Origin of the sequence: Paraburkholderia sp. SEWSISQ10-3 4 (assembly GCF_030464785.1) — a bacterium.
Taxonomy (GTDB): Bacteria; Pseudomonadota; Gammaproteobacteria; order Burkholderiales; family Burkholderiaceae; genus Paraburkholderia; species Paraburkholderia aspalathi.
This window is the reverse complement of record NZ_JALPRI010000016.1, coordinates 38,120-58,526: the sequence shown is the minus strand read 5'-3', so window position 1 is coordinate 58,526 and position 20,407 is coordinate 38,120. Positions and strand designations below refer to the sequence as shown.

The window sequence follows — 20,407 nt, the reverse complement described above, 5'->3', positions numbered from 1 at the left end:
GTCTACTTTCCTGCGAGCTTTGAACATGGCACAGCATCGAAAGACCGGCGCCGGCAATGGCAGCCGTAGCAGCCGCGGCGCTTTGCGCGCTCGACAGCCGGCACACTTCGCGCGGCATATTGCAACGGCTGCGCTGATCTCGGCGGGCCTGCCGTTCAATGTCGCGCTGGCCGCCGATGCGCCATCCGCTTCGGCAGCGTCGCCGCGCAAGAGCTACGACATTCCGGCTGGCCCGCTCGAAGCGGCGCTCAATCGCTTCGGACGTGAGAGCGGACTGCTGCTGTCGTTTCCCGCGGTGCTGACGGACGGCCGCATGAGCGAAGGTCTGCGCGGCGATTACGACATACAGCAAGGCTTCGGTCGAATCCTGCGCGGCACGGGGCTCGGCGCGGTGCAACAGTCCAATGGCAGCTATACGCTCGAGCAGCGTACTGAGCCTTCAGCGGACATTGGCAACGGGAACGGCACCACCCTCCCCGCCGTGACCGTCAGTTCGTCGACGGTGAAAGCCGGCAGCTACCGGCCACCTGCCGACGCAGTGGTGACGCGTTCGGATACACCGGTACTCGACACGGCCCAAGCCGTCAACATCGTGCCGGCTCAGGTATTGCACGACCAACGTCCGCGCAATCTGGACGACGCGCTCGCGAACGTGAGCGGCATCGTGCAAGGCAATACGCTGGCCGGCACGCAGGACACCTTGCTCAAGCGCGGTTTTGGCGGCAATCGCGACGGTTCGATCATGCACAATGGCATGCCGCTTGTGCAGGGGCGCGCGCTGAACGCAGCCGCTGACAGTGTCGAAGTGCTCAAAGGTCCGACTTCGCTGCTGTACGGAATCATGGATCCGGGCGGCGTTGTCAACGTGGTGAGCAAGCAACCTTTGCTCAAACCGTATCACGCGATCTCCGTGCTCGGCTCGACCTACGGACACGGTCGCAATGGAGCCGGCGCGACGTTCGATACGACCGGGCCGATCGGCGACTCCGGCCTCGCCTACCGGCTGGTCGTCGACCAGACCGACGAACAATACTGGCGCAACTTCGGCGAACATCGCGAGACGCTCGTGGCGCCGTCGCTCGCATGGTATGGACGCGATACGCAGGTGGTGGTGTCGTACGAATATAGAAAGTTTCTCTATCCGTTCGACCGCGGCACAGCGCTCGACCCGAAGACCAACAAACCGCTCGCGATCTCGAGCCGCGAACGTCTCGACGAACCGTTCAACGAAATGGACGGCGAATCGAACCTCGCGCAGATCAGCGTCGACCATCAGATCAACGCCAACTGGAAGGCGCACTTCGGCTACAGCTACAACCGCGAGACCTACGACGCGGGTCAGTTACGCGTGCAAGGCATCAACAGTACGACGGGCGCCGTGTCGCGCAGCAACGATGCGACGCATGGCGCGCTCAGCACGGACAGCTACGCGATCGCCTATGTGGACGGCCATTTCGACATTGCCGGCTTGCGCAACGATTTGCAGGTCGGTATCGACGACGAATACCGCCGCATCTATCGCAAGGACTTGCTGCGCCAGGCCACGAAATATCCGTTCAACTATTTCCGTCCGGTCTACGGTCTGGAGAGTCCGTCGACCACGGTGTCGGCCAGCGACAGCGATCAGACGGACACGCTGCACGACCGCTCGCTCTTCTTGCAGGACAGTTTGCACCTCACCGACAAATGGATCCTGATCGGCGGCGCGCGCTTTCTGAGCTACAACCAGATCGCGGGAAAGGGCCGGCCATTTGTCGTCAATACCGACATTAACGGCACCAAATGGCTGCCGCGCGCGGGCGTGGTTTACAAATGGACCGACACGGTATCGCTATACGGGAGCTACACGCAGTCGCTCAAACCGACTTCGACGATCGCGCCGCTGTCTTCGGGCGTGGTAATCGATTCATCGGTGCTGCCTGAGGAAGCCACCTCGTGGGAGCTCGGCGCCAAGGTGGCGATGCCCAACGGCCTGAGCGGCGCGCTGGCGTTGTTCAATATCGACAAGAAGAACGTGCTGGTGCAGCAGTACAACGACACGACCAAACAGACCGACTGGCGCACGGCCGGCAAAGCGCGTTCGCGCGGCGTGGAGCTCGACGTAGCCGGCCAGATCGGCCAGCACTGGAGCGTGATTGCGAGCTACGCGTACATCGACGCGAAGACCACCGAGGACCCGCTTTACGCCGGCAAGCGTTTGTGGAACGCCCCGCAGAATACTGCATCGCTTGCGGCGGTGTACGACTTCGGCACGATCTTCGGTGGCGATCAGTTGCGAGTCGGCGCCGGCGCGCATTACGTCGGCCCACGGCCGGGCGATTCGGCCAACAGCTTTACGCTACCGGCCTACACCGTCGCCGACGCCTTCGCCACGTACGAGACGAAACTTGGCAATCGGCATCTGTCGTTCCAGCTCAACGTGAAAAATCTGTTCAACAAGACTTATTACCCGTCGAGCGTGAACAAGTATTTCGTGTCGGTTGGCGACGCACGTCAGGTCTCTTTGCTGTCGACGCTCGAGTTCTAGGCCGTACCGCGATCGCACCTCGCACTCAATACACCCATTCCCTTGATCAACACGAGACCGGAATCGTCATGAAACTTCAGAATCGCCGCGCTGAACAGAGCTCAGCGCCCACACGTAAGCGCCGAACATTTCTCACCGCAGCAGCGGGCCTTGGCGCCCTGCTGGCGGTCACGACACCTGCAGCAAGCGCGGCAACGAGCGGGCCACGCACTGGCAAGAAGATCGTGATGGTCGTGCAACTCAACGGGCCGAGCCTGGTTGTCGACCAGAAGATCGCGACACACCTTGAAGCGCGCGGCTACAGCGTGCGCATGCAGGACCAGGCGCAACCGCCGGAGGCCGTCGGCGATGCGGATCTCGTTGTTATTTCATCGACGGTCTCATCGAAACAGGTAGTAGGTGGCTGGCGCTACCTGGCCAAACCGTTGTTGACATGGGAGAACGATTTACTTGACGACTTCGCGATGACGGGCAAGCGTCACGACGTCGATTTCGGCGACGCGGAGAAGGAGCGTTACCTGTGGCTGGTCAACGCACCGCACCCGATCGCAGCCGGTTTACCGGCAGGCGTAACGAACGTATATATCAAACAGGCCGCGATGAGCTGGGGCAAACCGGGCTTGGGCGCGACGACGATTGCAACGCTGTATGGCCAACCGGAAAAGGCGGCGATCTTCGCGTACGAGAAAGGTGCGACGATGGACTACGAATCGCTGGCCCCCGCACGTCGCGTGATGTTTTTCCTGAACAACGACACCTTCGCCAACTTGTCGCCGGCGGGAAACAGCTTGTTCGACGCAGCGGTGGACTGGGCGCTGGGCTTAAGTTGAAGAACACGATCACAGCGGAGGATAAAACCGAGCGCGAAAACAAAGTGATCGGTTTTATGAACCGCTCTTCGGCGCGCGCAGCGTCGCCGGAAGTATGACGCCCTTGTCACTGACGCTCGAACGTGCACGAACCCAGATTCCAGATGCACCACTACCTGTTGCAAGCTACGGTGCCCAGTTAGCATTAGCGGTTTGAGCTGCTTTCTCTTGCCTACTTCTCTTTGCAGCCGGCAAAGAGAAGTAGGTGCCGCCCCGCACAGGGGCAACGCTAATAGACGAAAAGCAAATCAAGGAAAGGCCAACACCGCGTGAGTCCGGATGCAGCATCAATTAGAAGCCGCCGCAGCCTGATCCGCAGCAGTCTTCACAGCGCCATCCCCCCCATGCTGAATAGCATAAATCTGCCGATTCCGAGCAATCTCCCTGGCCGTAGGCGGATAGTCATTATTAGACGTAGGCACGACCCCTTCAGCCTGAGCCTGCTTCAACTGAGCAATGACCTCAGCACGGGTCAACCCTGACGGATTTGATTGAGCAAACGCAGTAGCCCCAAACGGCAGGCTAAGAGCAGCAACAGCAATAGCGGTAAGCAATTTCATGATGTCTCTCCGATGAAGTGCAAGAAATGAGTGGCTTGAACCACGCTTCCCATTCTTGTCATTTCACCTGTCGGAGCACTGACCCGAAGATTACTGTTTTGTTATCTACACACCTGGCCTAAGCACAAATCAAAAAAAACCAGATAACAGAACGGTAATCAACCGGACCACACCCGGTAAGTGCGCAAACGCCACACTCCTGACCAACGAAGAAGCCCGCGCCCCGCGCCACCAGGCGCATCAACCCCCGCGCGCCTCCCTCTGCCTCTTTTCAGGAAACCGTCATGTGGATCGTCAAGCTCGCGCTGCGCCGCCCATATACATTCGTGGTCCTCGCGGTGTTGATCTTTATCGTCGGCCCTCTTGCGATACTGCGCACGCCGACCGATATCTTTCCGAACATCGACATCCCGGTGGTCAGCATCGTCTGGACGTTTAACGGCTTTTCCGCCCAGGATATGGCCAACCGCATCACCTCGAACTACGAGCGCGCGCTGACCTCCGACGTCGACGATATCGAGCATATCGAGTCGCAATCGCTGAACGGCGTCTCGGTGGTGAAGATCTTTTTCCACCCCGGCGCGGACATCAATCGCGCGATCGCCGAAGCGGCCTCCAATTCCGCGTCGATCCTGCGCGTGCTGCCGCCTGGCACGCTGCCACCGAACATCATCACGTACAACGCGTCGACGGTGCCGATCCTGCAGCTCGGACTCTCCAGCGACACGCTGTCCGAACAGCAGCTCTACGACCTCGGCAACAGCCAGATCCGCACGCAACTCGCGACGGTGCAAGGCGCGGCGGTGCCGCTGCCGTTCGGTGGCAAGGTACGGCAGATCATGGTCGATATCGATCCGCGCGCGCTGCAGGCTAAAGGGCTTGCCCCGCTCGATGTGGTCAACGCCGTCAACGCACAGAACCTGATTCTGCCGGGCGGCACCGCCAAGATCGGCACGAAGGAATACAACGTGCAGATGAACGGCAGCACCGACACGGTGGCCGCGCTGAACGACCTGCCCATCAAAACGGTAGCCGGCGGCGTGGTGTACGTGCGCGACGTCGCCCATGTGCGCGACGGCTATGCGCCGCAAACCAATATCGTGCGCAGCAACGGCAAACGCGCCGCATTGCTCACCGTCGAAAAATCCGGCAGCACGTCCACGTTGACCATCATCCAGCAGGTCAAGGCGATGCTGCCGCATATCGCGGCGGGTTTGCCGAGTGCGCTGCATATCACCGCGCTGTCCGATCAATCGGTTTTCGTGAAGTCGGCGGTAATGGGTGTGGCGCGTGAGGCCGTGATCGCCGCGGCGTTGACAGCTTTGATGATCCTGCTATTTCTCGGCAGCTGGCGCGCCACATTGATCATCGCGGTGTCGATTCCGCTCGCGGTGCTGACCTCACTGATCGCACTGTCCGCGCTCGGCCAGACCATCAACATCATGACGCTCGGTGGTCTCGCGCTCGCGGTGGGTATTCTCGTCGACGACGCCACCGTCGCGATCGAAAACATCACGCACCATCTGGAAAACGGCGAGCCGTTGCACGAAGCGATTCTGAACGGCTCCGGCGAAATTGCCGTGCCGACTTTCGTCTCGACACTGTCGATCTGTATCGTGTTCGTGCCGATGTTTCTGCTCTCCGGCGTTGCCCGCTATCTCTTCGTGCCGCTCGCCGAAGCGGTGGTGTTCGCGATGATCGCGTCGTATTTCTTCTCGCGCACGCTGGTGCCGACCCTCGCGATGTACCTGATGCGTGCGCGCAGTAACGCGCCGGCCACGGGCAACGGCCCGATTGCGCGCCTGGTCCGCTTCCAGGTCGCCTTCGAACATCGCTTCGAAAGGTTGCGCGAACGCTATCGCGGCGTGCTCGGTTCGGCAATCGCGAGCCCGCGCCGTTTCATTGCGGTCTTCCTGCTGCTGTGTATCGGTTCGCTCGTGCTGGTGCCATTTGCCGGCCGCGATTTCTTCCCCGCGGTCGATACCGGCGAGATCCGCCTGCATCTGCGCGCACCGACCGGCACGCGTATCGAAGACACGGCGCGCATCACCGATGAAGTCGAAGCCCGTGTGCGCAGCGTGATTCCGAAGCAGGAACTCGCGGCCATGCTCGACAACATCGGCGTGCCGGTGAGCGGTATCAACCTGACCTACGATTCATCCGACCCGATCGGCCCGGAAGACGCCGACGTGATGATCACGCTCGCAGCCGGACACAAGCCCACCGCCGCCTATGTGGCGACGCTGCGCACCACGCTATCCAAAGATTTCCCCGGCGTCGCGTTTGCCTTCCTGCCCGCCGATATCGTCAGTCAGATTCTCAACTTCGGCTTGCCTGCGCCGATCGATATCCAGATCGTCGGCAACAAGCTCGACGCCAATCGCGTCGTGGCGAACCGCTTGCTCGCTCAACTGCGCGGTGTGCGCGGTCTCGTCGATGCACGCATCCAGCAACCGGGCGACGAACCCGCGATCAATGTGAATGTCGACCGTACGCGAGCGATTCAGGCCGGCCTGTTGCAACGCGACGTATCGCAGAACCTGCTGATCGCGCTCTCAGGCAGTTCGCAGACCACGCCGAATTTCTGGCTCGATCCGCACAACGGTGTCAGCTATCCGCTGATGGCGATGATGCCGCAGTACGACATCAACTCACTGCAGGCGCTGGCCAATATTCCGGTCGCGCAGAACGGTGGCGCAAGTGCGGGCGTGGCGACGGCGTCCGCTGCGGCAACCGGCAACGGCCCCGCTCCGCAGAACCTGCTCGGCGCGATGAGCACGCTGACACGCGTCACCCAGCAAGCCGTCGTCTCGCACTACAACGTGCAGCCGGTGCTCGATATTTTCGCGTCTGCCCAAGGGCGCGACCTCGGCGGCGTGGCGACCGACGTGAATCGGCTCGTCGATCAGATCCGGCCGCAATTGCCGCCGGGCGCGTCGATCGTGGTGCGCGGCCAGGTGCAGGCGATGCACGATTCGTTCAGCGGCCTCGCAAGCGGTCTCGTGTTCGCGATTGCCCTCGTCTATCTGCTGATGGTCGTCAATTTTCAGTCGTGGATCGATCCGTTCATCACCATCAGCGGTTTGCCGGGCTCGCTCGCGGGGATTGCGTGGATGTTGTTCAGCACCGGCACGAGCCTGAGTGTGCCGGCGCTGACCGGCACCATTCTGTGTATCGGCATTGCCACGGCCAACAGCATTCTCGTGATCAACACCGCGCGTGAATTCCACCACGGTGGCAAGCCGCCGCTGCAGGCCGCGCTCGAGGCAGGCTTCAGCCGCTTCCGTCCGGTGCTGATGACCGCGCTCGCCATGCTGATCGGCATGCTGCCGATGGCGCTCGGACTCGGCGACGGCGGCGAACAGAACGCGCCGCTCGGCCGCGCGGTGATCGGCGGCCTTGCGCTTGGCACGGTGTCCACCTTGCTGTTTGTTCCGGTCGTCTACGGGATGGTGCATGCGTGGCTCGACAAACGCCGCGCGGCTCGCACCGCCGCAGAAGAATCCCGTGTTCCCGCCCGCACACTTTGACTCCGACGAGAACTAGCTCATGAACAATCCATCACTTCCGCCGGACCTCGGCGACAGGTCTGAACCGGCTGTTGAGTCTGATCGAGCCGCAGAAGCTGCCCGCGCCGCAGATACCGTGCATGCCACTGAGACCGCTCAAGCGGCTCCGTCCGCTCAGGCCACGAGCGGCAACGAATACTCGCATCCCAACGCCGCCGGAACCGCACGCTCCGCTGACATGACCCCAAGCCCTAATTCGCGCCGCCGCGTGTGGCCGTTCCTATTGGCTGGCCTCGCCGCAGCGTTACTGATCGTGGGCATCGTGCCGCGTCTGCACGCAAGCGCCGCGCTGACACAACAGACGCAAGCGCAAAGCGTGCTCAGCGTATCCGTGGTCACGCCACGCCCGGCGCCGGCCGTCAACGAGCTGCTGCTGCCCGGCGCGGTAACACCGTTCGCCGAAGCGTCGATCTATGCGCGCACGAGCGGCTACCTCGCGCACTGGAACACCGACATCGGCGCTCAGGTGAAAAGCGGCCAGACGCTCGCCACGATCGATGCGCCCGATCTCGACGCACAACTGCGCCAGGCCCGTGCCGACGAAGCCACCGCGCAGGCCAACTTCGACTTCGCGAAGACCACCGCGCAGCGCTGGCAGGAGATGCTGAAAACGCAATCGGTCGCGCAGCAGGACGCCGATACGAAGGTCAGCGACATGGAAGCGCGCCGCGCGATGCTGGCGTCGGCTCAGGCCAATGTCGCGCATCTTGCCGAGCTGGTGTCGTACGAGAAGATCACGGCTCCGTTCGACGGCACGATCACCGCGCGCAACGTCGATGTCGGTGCACTCGTGACGGCCGGCGGGACGCCCGGTACGGCGGGCATGTCGGGCGAGCTGTTTCATATCCAGCAGACCGGCGTGCTGCGTGTGTTCGTCGACGTGCCGCAGAACGACGCGCCCTACGTTACGCCCGACACCGGCGTATATCTGACCGCCCAGCAATATCCCGGGAGGCGCATCGCCGCAAAAGTGGCGCGCACAACCGGTTCGATCGATCCGTCGAGCCGCACGCTGCGCGTCGAGGTCGACGTCGATAACAAGAATGGTGCGTTGATGCCAGGTGCGTACGTGCAGGTGCATCTGCAGTTGCGGTCGACCACACCGGCGCTCGATCTGCCTGTGAGCGCCCTGCTCTTCCGCCCCGACGGCGTGACGGTCGCCGTGGTCGACGGCAATGGCCGTGCGGCGCTCAAGACGGTGCACATCGGCCGCGATTTCGGCACGCATGTGGAAATCACCACGGGCCTCGCGGCGACCGACCGCGTGATCGATAACCCCGGCGATTCGCTGAGCACAGGCCAGCTCGTGCAGATCGCGCCGGCCACGCATAGCTGAGCGCCAGTCATCGAAAGGATGAGCCGAATGTCTCCGATATCTCTTCCGCGCCCGTTGTTGCGGCGTTCGATTGTGGTCACGCTGGTCGGCGCACTGCTGAGCGCCTGTTCGACTTTGCCGCCGTACCAGCGCCCCACCGCCGAGATCCCCGCGCAATACGCAGGCGCGGCGCCCGGCTGGGCCCAGGCCGCACCCGCCGACGCCGCACCGCGTGGCCCGTGGTGGACCATCTTCAACGATCCGGTCCTGAATCAACTCGAAGCGCGCGTCGACGTCTCGAATCAGACCGTGCGCAAGGCGGTTGCGCAGGTGCAGCAAGCTCGCTCGATGGTGGACTATCAGCGTGCCGGTTTCTTCCCGACCATCACCGCCGGTGCCGCCCAGAATCGTTCGAGAACCTCGCAGAATCTCGTGGACCGTGCGCTGGCGGGCAAGACCATTCCCGACTATTCGGCCGGTGTGTCTGCGAGTTGGGAGCCGGATCTGTTCGGCCGCGTGCGCGATAGCGTGACCGGCGCGAAGGCCGATGCCCAGGCGAGCGAAGCGGATCTCGAAGCCGTGCGCCTGTCAATGAGCGCCGACCTCGCCGTCGACTATTTTTCGCTGCGCTCGCTCGACACGCAAAAGAAGCTGCTGGACGACAGCGTGACCGCCTATGCCGCCGCCTTGAACCTGCTGCAGCAGCAACTGAAAGACGGCGCGATCGATGCCTCGGCGGTCGCTCAGGCCACTACCCAACTCGAAGCGACACGCACGCAGGACACGGACATCGACGTGACGCGCGCGCAGATGCAGCATGCGATTGCCACGCTGATCGGCGAGCCGGCCTCCACCTTCACGCTGCCGCCGAACGGCTCGGCTGCGACGCCGCCGGCAATTCCTGTCGGCGTGCCCTCGCAACTGCTCGAACGGCGTCCCGACATTGCCGCCGCCGAACGGCGCGTGGCGTCAGCGAATGCACAGATCGGCGAGGCGCACGCGGCCTTCTTCCCCGATCTGGTGCTGTCGGCAAGCGCTGGGTTGGAAAGCACCTTCTTTGCGCCATGGCTGAGCGCACCGAGTCTGTTCTGGTCGCTCGGATCGCAACTCGCCGGCACGCTGTTCGACGGCGGCCGGCGCACGGCCACTCTGCATGGCGCGACGGCGCAATACGACGGCACGGTCGCCGACTACCGGCAAACGGTGCTGGTGGCCTTGCAGCAGGTCGAAGACAATCTGTCCGCCTTGCATTCGCTCGCCGACGAAGCCGCCAGCCAACAGCGCGCGACCACGGCCGCCGATCTGTCGCTACGGCTGACGACAAACCGCTTCAACGCGGGCGCGGTCAGTTATCTCGACGTGGTGACCGCGCAGACGATCGCGCTGACGAACGAGCGCACCGCGGATCAGATTGCGGCACGGCAGTTGGAATCGAGTGTGTTGTTGTTGAAGGCGCTGGGTGGAACGTGGCATAACGAGGGGGATGCTGCGGCGACGCATGATTTGGCGACCGTAGGCGGTAGCGAGCGAACTCCGGCCTGATGAGGCTCTCTGCCGCCGAATGCCTGTAATGCGTCGAGCAACACTTACTGGCGCGCTCGTTCACATACCTTTACGTTTGCGTGGTTACCCATCTTTACGATGTTCTCCGCTCAACCAGCGGAGACATTGGTATGGCAATGGAATTGAAGACAGACTCGAGGCAACGGTACATGTTGTATCGAGGAGATGAGCGTTACTTGCGGTTCGAGCCGCAGGCGAGACGTCAAGAGGCCGCCGATGCGGGCCGAAAGTACACGCTTGCGGCATACCCTGACATATGGGCGAACGATGTCGGCTTAGTCGCACGCGTGCGTCAATTTCTCGGTGCCAACTTCCATTGGCATGACCGGCTAGTGGCAAAAGGCTCCGATCTGGAAGTTGTACAGGTGCTTCACGACATGGTACGTGGGGGCAGCGTGGTTGTGATTGCCGAACGCCCGGTCAGCGTCGGTAGTGCCGGTGTCGGTGCGCCGCCCCCCGTTGTCAAAAAGAGCTTCCACCAGTTGGTGATGGAAGGGATGGGTTTGTCCGCGAATGCAGCATGGGACTACATCGACCAGTACAACGCGATGGTGGACCGCGTGAACGAAATCGAAGCGGCGCGCAAGGCAATCACCGGCAACGCCATGCTGAACGCGATGGATGACTTCAGCGGCGATGGAAGACCGGTCGTCGATATCGACTACGATCATGACCACGGCCAAGGGCTCCCTCATGCCCATCATTGGACCATTGACCCATTTTCGGGGAACCTCAAACGCGGGCCGGGCCTGGCAATGCCCATGCCCTGATTTCAAGGAACGACTATGAATCAAACTACCTACACTGATATCAGGCGCGTTGAGCAGTTTCCAGGCTTCCACGACTCAGAACTCGTCTGTATCGAACACCGTCCCGACGAACATGAACTGGAACTCTGCTTCAGGCGTGTTGGAGGCGAGCGCGAATCGATAAGGTTTCTCGGCGTCGTCACCTTGCGCACGGTTGATTTCGCCGCTCAGAATGTCGTGTCACGGTTACTGATTTCGCCGCGGTACAACTTCTCGCTTGGTGAAGTGCGCAATTGGCTGGAGTGGCTTGGCGGCCGCGTTGATTCCAGGCCCGCAGCGATTACCAACGAAAAGGTTGAGCAATGCTTTCAGCAATTGCAGGCCGGTCAACAAGCGCTCTTTGTTCTGGAGCCGTCATGCGGTGCTGAAATGGCCGTGCTTTGTGGTGCAGTGGAGATCAAGTCATAGCTCGCACTTCGCCCCCCTAAACCCGCCGGAACGTAAGCACAAACCGCGTGCTCCGCGCATCGCTCTCCGCATGCACCGTGCCGCCGTGCAACTCCATGATCGTGCGGACGATGGCAAGCCCGAGCCCCGTCGAACCCGTGGACCCTTGCGACATGCCAGACGAAGGCAAGGAACTGCGCGAAGGGTCGACGCGATAGAAACGGTCGAAGATCCGATCGAGGTGCTCGGCAGCAATCGGTTGTCCCTGGTTCGACACCGTGACGCGCACGGCGTCGGCCGATGCGCGAACATCGAGCCCGATCTCGCCGCCGCTCGGCGTATAGCGGATCGCGTTAGCCAGCAGATTGCTGACGGCGCGACGAAACAGTTCGAGATCCGCCGTCAGCGTCGCCGCACCGGTGACCTGCACCCTGACATGCGCATCGTCTGCGATGCCCTCGAAGTATTCCGCGATCCGCGTCAGTTCCTGCCCCGCCTCGAACGCGCGCATATGTTTGACGAACTGCGGATGCTCAGCACGCGCAAGAAACAGCACGTTTTCGATCATTCGCGAGAGCCGGTCGCACTCTTCCAGACTCGATGCGAGCAGCGCCTCATATTCGTCGGTGGAGCGTGGCCGGGCAAGTGCGACTTCGGCGGCGCCGCGCATGTTGCTAATCGGCGTGCGCATATCGTGCGCGAGGTCGGCGGTGAAACGCGAAAGACGCTGAAAGCCGTGCTCGACGCGTTCGAGCATCGCATTGAGCGCGTTTACCAGCGCTTCGAGTTCGCTCGGCACGCGCGCCACCGTGATCCGCGTATTCAGGCGATTGACCGTGACGAGGCCCGCACTCGCCGCGATATCGCGCAAGGGCCGCAAGGCGGCGCGAATCAACAGATAGCTCAACAGCATCGCCAGAATCACGCCGGCTGCGCCGGCCAGGTTGAGTTTGTCGCGATAGCGGTCGAGCAGCCGCCAGCGGTCGCTCATATTGCGCGCGATCAGCACAGTCGCCGTGTCGCCGTTGTGCAGCCGCGCGTCCGCGAGGATGCCGCGGATCGGTGCGCCGTTGCGGCCGGTCCAGTTGCCGATATCCACGTCGGTGATGCGCGCAGTAGCGGCAATGCGCGTTAGCGGTGGCAGCGCCGCGATCATCTCGACGCCGCCCGCTTCAGCGGTCTCGCCGGGATCATGGAGATCATTCGCCGTGCCCGTTTCGCTTGCCGAATTGAGCGCAACGGAATCATCAGGCGCATTTGACGCTGCCGAGGTAGCCCCGTTCGCCGCGCCACCCTGCGTCGCAAACGTCTCTCCCGCATTGTGCTCGATCGCCATATGCCCATCGGGACCGAACACTTCCATCGACATCGCTTCATTGCCCAGCACGATGCTGGTCAACCGGTCGCCATGCTCTCGAATGCCGTTCGATGCATCGAGCTCTTCGACGAGCCGCCTTGCATGGCGCGCAGCAAGCACGATGTCGAGGTCATCCTGCGCCTTGATCTGCTTGTCCAGCGCAAGGTACAGAAAACTGCCGACCAGCACGAAAACCGCGAGCGTGGTGACCCCGAAGGCCAGCGCGAGCGTCGCGGCCAGCGAGCGGCCGCGCATCACGCGGCGTCCTTCACTTCGAGCACATAGCCGACGCCGCGCACCGTATGAATCAGCTTGACCGGAAAGTTATCGTCGATCTTCGTGCGCAACCGGCGGATCGCGACTTCGACGACATTGGTGTCGCTGTCGAAATTCATATCCCACACATACGACGCAATCTGCGTGCGACTCAGCACTTCGCCCTGGCGGCGCGCGAGCAGTTGCAGCAGCGAAAACTCGCGCGGCGTGAGATCGATACGCACGCCGCCGCGTTTCACGCGCCGGCGATTGACGTCCATTTCCAGATCGCCCACCTTGATCAGTTCGCTTTCGCGCGGCGGCCCCCGACGCGCCAGCGTGCGCACCCGGGCCAGCAATTCGACGAAGGCGAAGGGCTTGACGAGGTAGTCATCCGCGCCGAGTTCGAGGCCGCGCACGCGGTCGTCGACGTCGTCACGAGCGGTGAGAAACAGCACCGGCGTGGTACGCGTGCTACGCAAGGTCTTGACGATGGTCCAGCCGTCCATGCCGGGCAGCATCACATCGAGCACGATCACGTCGTATTCTTCTTCCTGCGCGAGGAGCAGCCCTTGTGGGCCGTCGTTCGCGACATCGACCGCGTAGCCGGATTCTTCCAGGCCTTTCTTCAGATAAGCCGCTGTTTTAAGCTCATCCTCGATCACCAGGATTCGCATGAGAGTGCTCCGCTGTGCTTGACCCTTAAATCATACCGGCAAGCGGAGCGTCTGATGATTACGATTTGGTAATGTTGGCGGTGGACGGTGGACGGTGGACGGTGGACGGTGGCCGGCCATACCTGCCCGCAGAACGGCGAATAGCCCCTCCCGGCTCAAGCGCGCTTCGTTCCTACTCGACGTTATCCGTCACGTCCGTCATCCGGACCATATGCGGCTTGACGACATCGTCTTCCTCATCGACGGCCGTGGGCGGATGAATCAGTGCTTCGAGCCGCGCCTTGGTGGCAAGAAATTCTGGCGACGTGGCCTGTGAATAGTCACGCGGACGTGGCACCGGCACCTCGATCAATTCCTGCACCTCACCGGGATTTGCCTTCAGCACCAGGATGCGGTCGGCGAGAAAAATCGCTTCGTCCAGATCGTGCGTAATAAACAGCACGGTCACGTCGATGTTGCGCCAGATATCGAGCAAGTGCGTCTGCATCTTCGCGCGGGTTTGTGCGTCGAGCGCGCCGAACGGTTCATCCATCAACAGAATCCGCGGCCGGTTCGCGAGCGCACGTGCAATCGCCACGCGCTGCTTCATCCCGCCAGACAATTGATGCGGATACGCGTTGGCGAACTTCGTCAAACCGACCAGATCGAGCCATTGCAGCGCGTCGCGCTCCGCGTGCATGGTGCTGTGGCCGTTCATCTTCAAACCGAACATGACGTTTTTCTTGACCGTCAGCCACGGAAACAGCGTGTAGCCCTGAAACACCATGCCGCGATCGGCGCCGGGCCCCTCTACCGGCTTGCCGTCGAGCAGCACGCTGCCGCTGGTCTGCCGCTCAAGGCCGGCAAGAATGCGGATCAAAGTCGACTTGCCACAGCCCGACGGTCCGATCACGCAGACGAACTCGCGCCGGTGCGTTTTGAAGTTGATGCCGTTCAATGCGGTGCACTCGCCCTGCGCGCTCTCGAAGCGCTTGTCGAGATCGCGAACTTCGAGAATCACCTCGCGCGACTTCAGACGGTCGAAACGCTCACGCACCGCGTCGGACTGGATAAGGTATGACGGAATCGGCTGCGGATTTAACATGATTGAATCCTTGAATGCGGTGCAATGAGGTGCTGTGCGCTGCGATGTTTGACATCGGGCCGTGGCGCAAACGGTCCCGCTACGCCTTGAGCGTGCGGTCCCACGGAAACAGCTTGCGGCCGACATAGGCCAGCACGAGATCGGTGCCGAGTCCGATAATCCCGATCATCATGATCGCCGCGTAGACGTTGTCGAAATGCTCATAGCGCGCCTGTTGCGTGATGTACCAGGTGATACCGGAGCTGGTGCCGACCAGTTCCGCCACGATCAGATACGTCCATGCCCAGCCGAGCAGGATGCGCTGGTCGCGGTACAGGTCGGGCAGGATGCCGGGAATCACCACGTGCGTGAGCAGCTTGAGTTTCTTCGTGCCGAGCGTCATGGCCGCTTCGAACAGGCCATACTCCAGCTTGCGCGTGGTGTTCGCCACAATCAACACCTGCTGGAACAGCGTGCCGATCACGATGATGGCAATCTTCGGACCGTCATAAATGCCGAGGATCGCCACCATCAACGCGCCGAACGCGGGCGCCGGCAAGTAGCGGAAGAACTCGAAAAACGGCTCCTGCAGCCGCGCAATCGCGCTGTAAGTCCCGCAGACGATGCCGATCGGCACGCCGATCACCGACGACAGCAGAAAGCCCCAGAAGATCACCTGAATGCTGTGCCACAGGCTTTGATGCAGCCACACGCCGTCGCGCGACGCAGGGGGCGTCGTGAATGCGGTGTAGAACGCACGCAGCACTTCGTGGGGCGCGGGCAGGTACACCGGGTTGACCGGTTCGCCCGTCGGCAGCGCCGTGTGGCCGGCTTGGGCATGGCTCAGTTCATCGGCGAACACGTCCTTGTCGACCCGCATGCCGGGCTGGAAATAGTCGACGCTGCCCGGATTCTCGACCAGTACCTGTGGATGCCAGACGAACGGCACATAGCTGACGATGCACCAGACGAGAACCGGCAACAAAAAAGAACCGAAACCCAATAGCCACTTGCCGCGTGAGGAGAGTTCGCGGCGTACCGCGAACCAGTCGCTTCTGTTAATGACGGTCATGGGATTCTCCGGGGCAGCGTTCGGTATCGGAACTCGATCCACCTGACTTGCGGCGCGACTGCAGCGCCACAATCGACATCGATTCGAAAAGTTCGTCGGCTTGCTTCATTTGCACGTCGCCTCCTCGGTGGTCCCGGCCGCCACGTCGGCACGCAGCACCATCAGGCGCTGACCGGCGACAACCGCTGCGCCGGCTGCACAATCGATCGCTTCGATCACACCGTCTTCGGTGACGGCAACGGACACTTCCATCTTCATCGATTCGACGATTGCCACTACCTGCCCTTCGCTCACGCGTTCGCCTTCGCTGACGAGCAGTTTCCAGACGCTGCCCGAGACGTCGGCGACGACGCTCTGCTGGCCTGCCGCCAGCGCGTCGTCCGCCCCGTAGCCGGTGGCCGAACCCGCGTCGCTGCCCGGCTCGCCGACATACTCCGCGTGCCCCGCGGCATTCCAGCGTTCGCGCTCTTCGTCGAACGCCGCCTGTTGCAAACGCTTGAAGGCGGAGATCGATTCGGCTTCGTCTTTCAGGAAGCGGTTATACGCGCCGAGATCGAATACCGATTCCTCGATCTTCAGACTCGCGCGGCCCGCGATGAAGTCGGCGCGCAACTCGGCCAGCTCGGCTTCGCTGACTTCATAGAAGCGGATCTCGTCGAAAAACCGCAGGAGCCACGGCTTGCCGGCTTCGAATTCGCGCGTGGTGCGGTAGCGGTTCCACATCTGCACGGTGCGGCCGACAAACTGATACCCGCCCGGCCCTTCCATGCCATACACGCACAGATAGGCGCCGCCGATTCCCACGGCATTCTCCGGCGTCCACGTGCGCGCCGGGTTGTATTTGGTGGTGACGAGCCGGTGACGCGGATCGAGCGGCGTCGCCACCGGCGCGCCGAGATAGACGTCGCCGAGACCCATGACCAGGTAACGCGCGTCGAACACGATGCGCTTCACGTCGTCGATGCTTTCCAGACCGTTGATGCGGCGAATGAACTCGATATTGCTCGGACACCACGGCGCATCGGGCCGTACCGATTGCATGTAGCGTTCGATCGCGATCCGCGTCGACGGGTCGTCCCATGACAGCGGCAGATGCACGATGCGGTTCGGCACGCGCATCTCGTCGACGGCGGGCAGTTCGCGCTCGGCCTGCTGAAGATGCGCGAGCAAGGTGTCGTGCGATAGCGTGCGCGGGTCGAAATGCACTTGCAGTGAACGGATGCCCGGCGTGAGATCGACGATGCCGGGCAGCCGGTGTGCATCGAGCCAGTTCATCAGCGCATGCACGCGAAAGCGCAGGTTCAGGTCCAGCATGAGCGGGCCGTATTCGACCAGCACGTTCTGATCGCCGGAGCGGCGGTAGACCACGCCTGTGCCCTCACCGGCCGATGGATCGCTGTAGAGAATGCAGTCGTGAGTGCCGAGGTTTATCGTTGTTGCGGTTGCTGCAGGTGCTGCCGACGTCGTAAGCGATGCTTGCGCACGCACCGGTTCGAACCGCACCGTATCCCCCGGCCGCAGTTGCCCGAGCTTCCACAGTTCATCGCCCACCACGGTCACCGGACAGACAAACCCTCCAAGACTCGGACCATCCGGACCGAGGATCACCGGCATGTCGCCCGTGAAATCGACCGCGCCGACCGCATACGCGTTGTCGTGAATATTCGACGGATGCAGCCCGGCCTCGCCGCCGTCCGTGCGCGCCCATTGCGGCTTCGGACCGATCAGGCGGACCCCTGTGCGGCTGGAGTTGTAGTGAACCGTCCAGCGCGTGCCGTACAGCATCGCGATGTCATCGGGCGTGAAGAAGTCCGGCGCACCGTGGGGACCGTTGAGCACACCGAGAGTCCAGTCGTGCGTGAGCACCGGCACGCGCTCCGGATCGAGTTGCGCGCCCGATTCGCCGCGGCCTGCGTCGGCGGCAAGATGCAACACGTCGCCCTTGCGCAGGGCGCGCCCCGCGTGGCCGCCGAACTGGCCCAGCGTGAAGGTGGCCTTGCTGCCGAGATAGTCCGGCACCTGCAAGCCACCCTTAAGTGCGAGGCAGGCACGCATGCCCGCGCCGGTCACGCCGCCGAGCTTGAGCACCGAACCCGCCGGCGCCCGCGTGACCTGCCAGAGCGTGACCGGCTGACCGTCGAGTGTGGCGGCGAGCGGCGCGCCGCCCAGCACGAACAGCGTCGCGGTATTGAAGCGCAGCGTCGCACCGACCATCGCGCATTCGAGTCCGGCCGCATCGGTCGGATTGCCGAGCAGTTCGTTAGCGAGCCGGAACGACAGATCGTCCATGGGGCCTGACGGCGGCACGCCGATGTCCCAGTAGCCGACCCGTCCCGGCGTCTGCTGCACGGTGGTCTGCACGCCGCCGTCGAGCACGTCGATGGTGTGCGGTGCGAACATGAAACGAGTGAGGAAGGCGGTGGTTTGCTCGCCGCGCGCAAAGGTCGCCGAACCGGCGATCGCGCGCAGATAGTCGAGGTTCGTCTCGATGCCGTAAAGCTGCGTTTGCGCCAGCGCGGCGCGCATGGCGGCGAGCGCCGCATCGCGTGTTGCGCCCTTGACGATGATCTTCGCGAGCAGCGGGTCGTAGAACGCGCTGACCTCTGTGCCTGCATCGACCCAGGTATCGACGCGCGCATCGGCGGCGAAAGCGACGTGGGTCAGCACGCCCGCGCTCGGTTGAAACTGCTTGTGCGGATCTTCAGCGTACAGGCGGACCTGGATGCTCGCACCGCTGGATGTCGGAACCAGCGTGTCGAGCGGCGCAAGCGCGCCCTCTGCCTGACGGATCATCCACTCGACCAGGTCGACACCCGTCACCTCCTCCGTGACGCAATGTTCGACCTGAAGCCGCGTGTTCACCTCGAGGAAATAGAAGCGCCGCGTGTCAGCGTCGAATACGAACTCGACTGTGCCGGCGGATTCATACTTCACAGCCTGCGCGAGGCGCACGGCGCTTGCGTGCAATGCCGTGCGTTCGGCTTGGGTCAAACCCGGCGCGGGCGTCTCCTCGATCACCTTCTGATTGCGCCGCTGCACCGAGCAGTCGCGTTCGCCGAGCGCGATCACGCCGCCTTGGCCGTCGCCGAAAATCTGCACTTCGATATGGCGCGCGTTCTCGACGAATTTTTCGATGTAGACGCCCGCGTTCGCGAAGTTGGCCTCGCCAAGCCGAGCGACCGACGCGAACATATTCTCCAACTGCGCCGCGTCGCGGCACAGCGACATGCCGATGCCCCCGCCACCCGCGGTGCTTTTCAGCATCACGGGATAGCCGACCGATTCGGCCTCGTTTAACGCGGTAGTTACATCAGGCAGTAAGCCGGTGCCGGGTAGTAGCGCTACGTCGTTCGCGCGTGCCAGCTCGCGTGCCGTGTGCTTCAGGCCGAATTCACGCATCTGCGCGGGGCGCGGCCCAATGAAGCGGATGCCTGCGTCTTCGCAGGCCTGCGCGAAAACCGCATTCTCCGAGAGAAAACCGTAGCCGGGATGCACGGCATTCGCGCCGGTCGCACGCGCCGCCTCGAGAATCGCCGTGCTATTCAGATAGCTGGCGGCAGCTACCGCCGGACCGATGCAGACCGCTTCGTCGGCGAGCATCGCATGCATGGCGTGGCGATCGGCCTCTGAATAGACCGCAACCGACGCAATGCCGAGGCGTTTGAGCGTGCGAATCACGCGGCAGGCAATTTCGCCGCGATTGGCAATCAGGACTTTGTCGAATGTCATTGGGCGTCCCAGATGGTCAGCCGCACGGGCGTCGGGTTGTAGCCGTTGCACGGATTGTTCAACTGCGGACAGTTCGAGATCAGTACGGTCACGTCCATCTCGGCGCGCATCTCGACGTATTTGCCCGGCGCGGAAATGCCGTCTTCGAAAGTCAATTTGCCGAGCGGTGTCACCGGTACATTCATGAAAAAGTTGATATTGCTAACGATGTCGCGCTTGGTCAGCTGCGTGCCGACGCCACAGGTGCAATGCGTAATGGCATGCAGGAAACTGTCGCGGCAGCTGTGCATATAGCGTTTGTCGAGCGCGTAACGCACCGTATTGCTTTCGGCGGCGCAGGCTCCGCCGAGCGTATCGTGACGCCCGCAGGTGTCCGCGACGATGGTCAACATCGGCTTGCCCAGGTTCGACATCAGCACGCTGCCAGCGGACAGATAGAGATTGCGTTGCGCGCGAATCGTGTCCTGCGCGCTGTAGCGTTCGAGCGGATCGGCGCTGTTGTAGAACAGCGTGTCGACGGCCTGATTGCCTTCCAGGTCGAGAATGCGGAACAACTGGCCACGTTTGATTTCGTGCAGCCACGGCTCGCCGGACGGCAGCGTGAGGTCGTAGACCGCGTGACGGATGTCGAGTTTGCTTTCGATGATAGGCATCG

14 protein-coding genes are annotated in these 20,407 nt (G+C 62.5%); 7 read left to right on the top strand and 7 right to left on the bottom strand.

The window, feature by feature from the left end:
- Positions 1–25 precede the first annotated feature (25 nt).
- Both M0D68_RS25365 and M0D68_RS25360 read left to right on the top strand, forming a co-directional pair.
- Positions 26–2,527 (top strand): TonB-dependent receptor, encoded by a 2,502-nt coding sequence (locus tag M0D68_RS25365; RefSeq protein ID WP_266225692.1) that lies wholly within the window; start codon positions 26–28, stop codon positions 2,525–2,527.
- A 68-nt stretch (positions 2,528–2,595) separates the two neighbouring features.
- Positions 2,596–3,357, top strand: coding sequence for a hypothetical protein (locus tag M0D68_RS25360; protein WP_266225690.1), 762 nt, complete (start codon positions 2,596–2,598; stop codon positions 3,355–3,357).
- A gap of 326 nt (positions 3,358–3,683) precedes the next feature.
- Here M0D68_RS25360 and M0D68_RS25355 read toward each other — a convergent pair whose 3' ends face one another.
- Complete coding sequence (locus tag M0D68_RS25355; RefSeq protein WP_093645887.1) at positions 3,684–3,956, bottom strand: DUF4148 domain-containing protein; 273 nt, start codon at positions 3,954–3,956, stop codon at positions 3,684–3,686.
- 284 nt (positions 3,957–4,240) lie between these two features.
- Between M0D68_RS25355 and M0D68_RS25350 the strand changes: the two genes are divergently transcribed.
- The 5 genes from M0D68_RS25350 (at position 4,241) to M0D68_RS25330 (ending at position 11,620) form a co-directional block, all read left to right on the top strand.
- Positions 4,241–7,486 (top strand): efflux RND transporter permease subunit, encoded by a 3,246-nt coding sequence (locus M0D68_RS25350; protein ID WP_266225688.1) that lies wholly within the window; start codon positions 4,241–4,243, stop codon positions 7,484–7,486.
- A gap of 217 nt (positions 7,487–7,703) precedes the next feature.
- Complete coding sequence (locus M0D68_RS25345) at positions 7,704–8,861, top strand: efflux RND transporter periplasmic adaptor subunit (protein WP_266225687.1); 1,158 nt, start codon at positions 7,704–7,706, stop codon at positions 8,859–8,861.
- Positions 8,862–8,888: 27 nt separating this feature from the next.
- Positions 8,889–10,382 carry an efflux transporter outer membrane subunit gene (locus M0D68_RS25340; RefSeq protein ID WP_266225685.1) on the top strand — a complete coding sequence of 498 codons (1,494 nt, stop codon included), beginning with the start codon at positions 8,889–8,891 and terminating at the stop codon, positions 10,380–10,382.
- Positions 10,383–10,513: 131 nt separating this feature from the next.
- A complete protein-coding gene (locus M0D68_RS25335; RefSeq protein ID WP_266225683.1) occupies positions 10,514–11,173 on the top strand; it encodes a hypothetical protein in 660 nt (219 codons plus the stop codon).
- Positions 11,174–11,188: 15 nt separating this feature from the next.
- Complete coding sequence (locus M0D68_RS25330; RefSeq protein ID WP_200620328.1) at positions 11,189–11,620, top strand: hypothetical protein; 432 nt, start codon at positions 11,189–11,191, stop codon at positions 11,618–11,620.
- A 16-nt stretch (positions 11,621–11,636) separates the two neighbouring features.
- Here the strand turns inward: M0D68_RS25330 and M0D68_RS25325 are convergent, their stop codons facing one another.
- The 6 genes from M0D68_RS25325 to M0D68_RS25300 all read right to left on the bottom strand — a co-directional run bounded on the left by M0D68_RS25325 (position 11,637) and on the right by M0D68_RS25300 (position 20,405).
- Complete coding sequence (locus M0D68_RS25325) at positions 11,637–13,211, bottom strand: heavy metal sensor histidine kinase (protein ID WP_211706364.1); 1,575 nt, start codon at positions 13,209–13,211, stop codon at positions 11,637–11,639.
- A complete protein-coding gene (locus M0D68_RS25320) occupies positions 13,211–13,888 on the bottom strand; it encodes a heavy metal response regulator transcription factor (RefSeq protein ID WP_097396675.1) in 678 nt (225 codons plus the stop codon). Before M0D68_RS25320 ends, M0D68_RS25325 begins: the two co-directional genes overlap by 1 nt.
- Before the next feature lie 172 nt (positions 13,889–14,060).
- Positions 14,061–14,972: an ABC transporter ATP-binding protein gene (locus tag M0D68_RS25315; protein WP_200620327.1), complete on the bottom strand. Its 912-nt coding sequence runs from the start codon at positions 14,970–14,972 to the stop codon at positions 14,061–14,063.
- Between the two features lie 79 nt (positions 14,973–15,051).
- On the bottom strand, positions 15,052–16,023 hold the full coding sequence (locus tag M0D68_RS25310; RefSeq protein WP_266225682.1) for an ABC transporter permease: 972 nt from the start codon (positions 16,021–16,023) through the stop codon (positions 15,052–15,054).
- A 105-nt stretch (positions 16,024–16,128) separates the two neighbouring features.
- Positions 16,129–19,752: an urea carboxylase gene (gene uca / locus M0D68_RS25305; protein WP_266225680.1), complete on the bottom strand. Its 3,624-nt coding sequence runs from the start codon at positions 19,750–19,752 to the stop codon at positions 16,129–16,131.
- Positions 19,749–20,405 carry an urea amidolyase associated protein UAAP2 gene (locus tag M0D68_RS25300; protein ID WP_054042339.1) on the bottom strand — a complete coding sequence of 219 codons (657 nt, stop codon included), beginning with the start codon at positions 20,403–20,405 and terminating at the stop codon, positions 19,749–19,751. The genes uca and M0D68_RS25300 overlap by 4 nt, the downstream gene beginning before the upstream one ends.
- Positions 20,406–20,407 lie beyond the last annotated feature (2 nt).

Bases quoted from the DNA above. Each gene is read 5' to 3' on its own strand.
- M0D68_RS25365 (WP_266225692.1), top strand. From the start codon at position 26: ATGGCACAGCATCGAAAGACCGGCGCCGGCAATGGCAGCCGTAGCAGC.
- M0D68_RS25360 (WP_266225690.1), top strand. From the start codon at position 2,596: ATGAAACTTCAGAATCGCCGCGCTGAACAGAGCTCAGCGCCCACACGT.
- M0D68_RS25355 (WP_093645887.1), bottom strand. From the start codon at position 3,956: ATGAAATTGCTTACCGCTATTGCTGTTGCTGCTCTTAGCCTGCCGTTT.
- M0D68_RS25350 (WP_266225688.1), top strand. From the start codon at position 4,241: ATGTGGATCGTCAAGCTCGCGCTGCGCCGCCCATATACATTCGTGGTC.
- M0D68_RS25345 (WP_266225687.1), top strand. From the start codon at position 7,704: ATGACCCCAAGCCCTAATTCGCGCCGCCGCGTGTGGCCGTTCCTATTG.
- M0D68_RS25340 (WP_266225685.1), top strand. From the start codon at position 8,889: ATGTCTCCGATATCTCTTCCGCGCCCGTTGTTGCGGCGTTCGATTGTG.
- M0D68_RS25335 (WP_266225683.1), top strand. From the start codon at position 10,514: ATGGCAATGGAATTGAAGACAGACTCGAGGCAACGGTACATGTTGTAT.
- M0D68_RS25330 (WP_200620328.1), top strand. From the start codon at position 11,189: ATGAATCAAACTACCTACACTGATATCAGGCGCGTTGAGCAGTTTCCA.
- M0D68_RS25325 (WP_211706364.1), bottom strand. From the start codon at position 13,211: ATGCGCGGCCGCTCGCTGGCCGCGACGCTCGCGCTGGCCTTCGGGGTC.
- M0D68_RS25320 (WP_097396675.1), bottom strand. From the start codon at position 13,888: ATGCGAATCCTGGTGATCGAGGATGAGCTTAAAACAGCGGCTTATCTG.
- M0D68_RS25315 (WP_200620327.1), bottom strand. From the start codon at position 14,972: ATGTTAAATCCGCAGCCGATTCCGTCATACCTTATCCAGTCCGACGCG.
- M0D68_RS25310 (WP_266225682.1), bottom strand. From the start codon at position 16,023: ATGACCGTCATTAACAGAAGCGACTGGTTCGCGGTACGCCGCGAACTC.
- uca (WP_266225680.1), bottom strand. From the start codon at position 19,752: ATGACATTCGACAAAGTCCTGATTGCCAATCGCGGCGAAATTGCCTGC.
- M0D68_RS25300 (WP_054042339.1), bottom strand. From the start codon at position 20,405: ATGCCTATCATCGAAAGCAAACTCGACATCCGTCACGCGGTCTACGAC.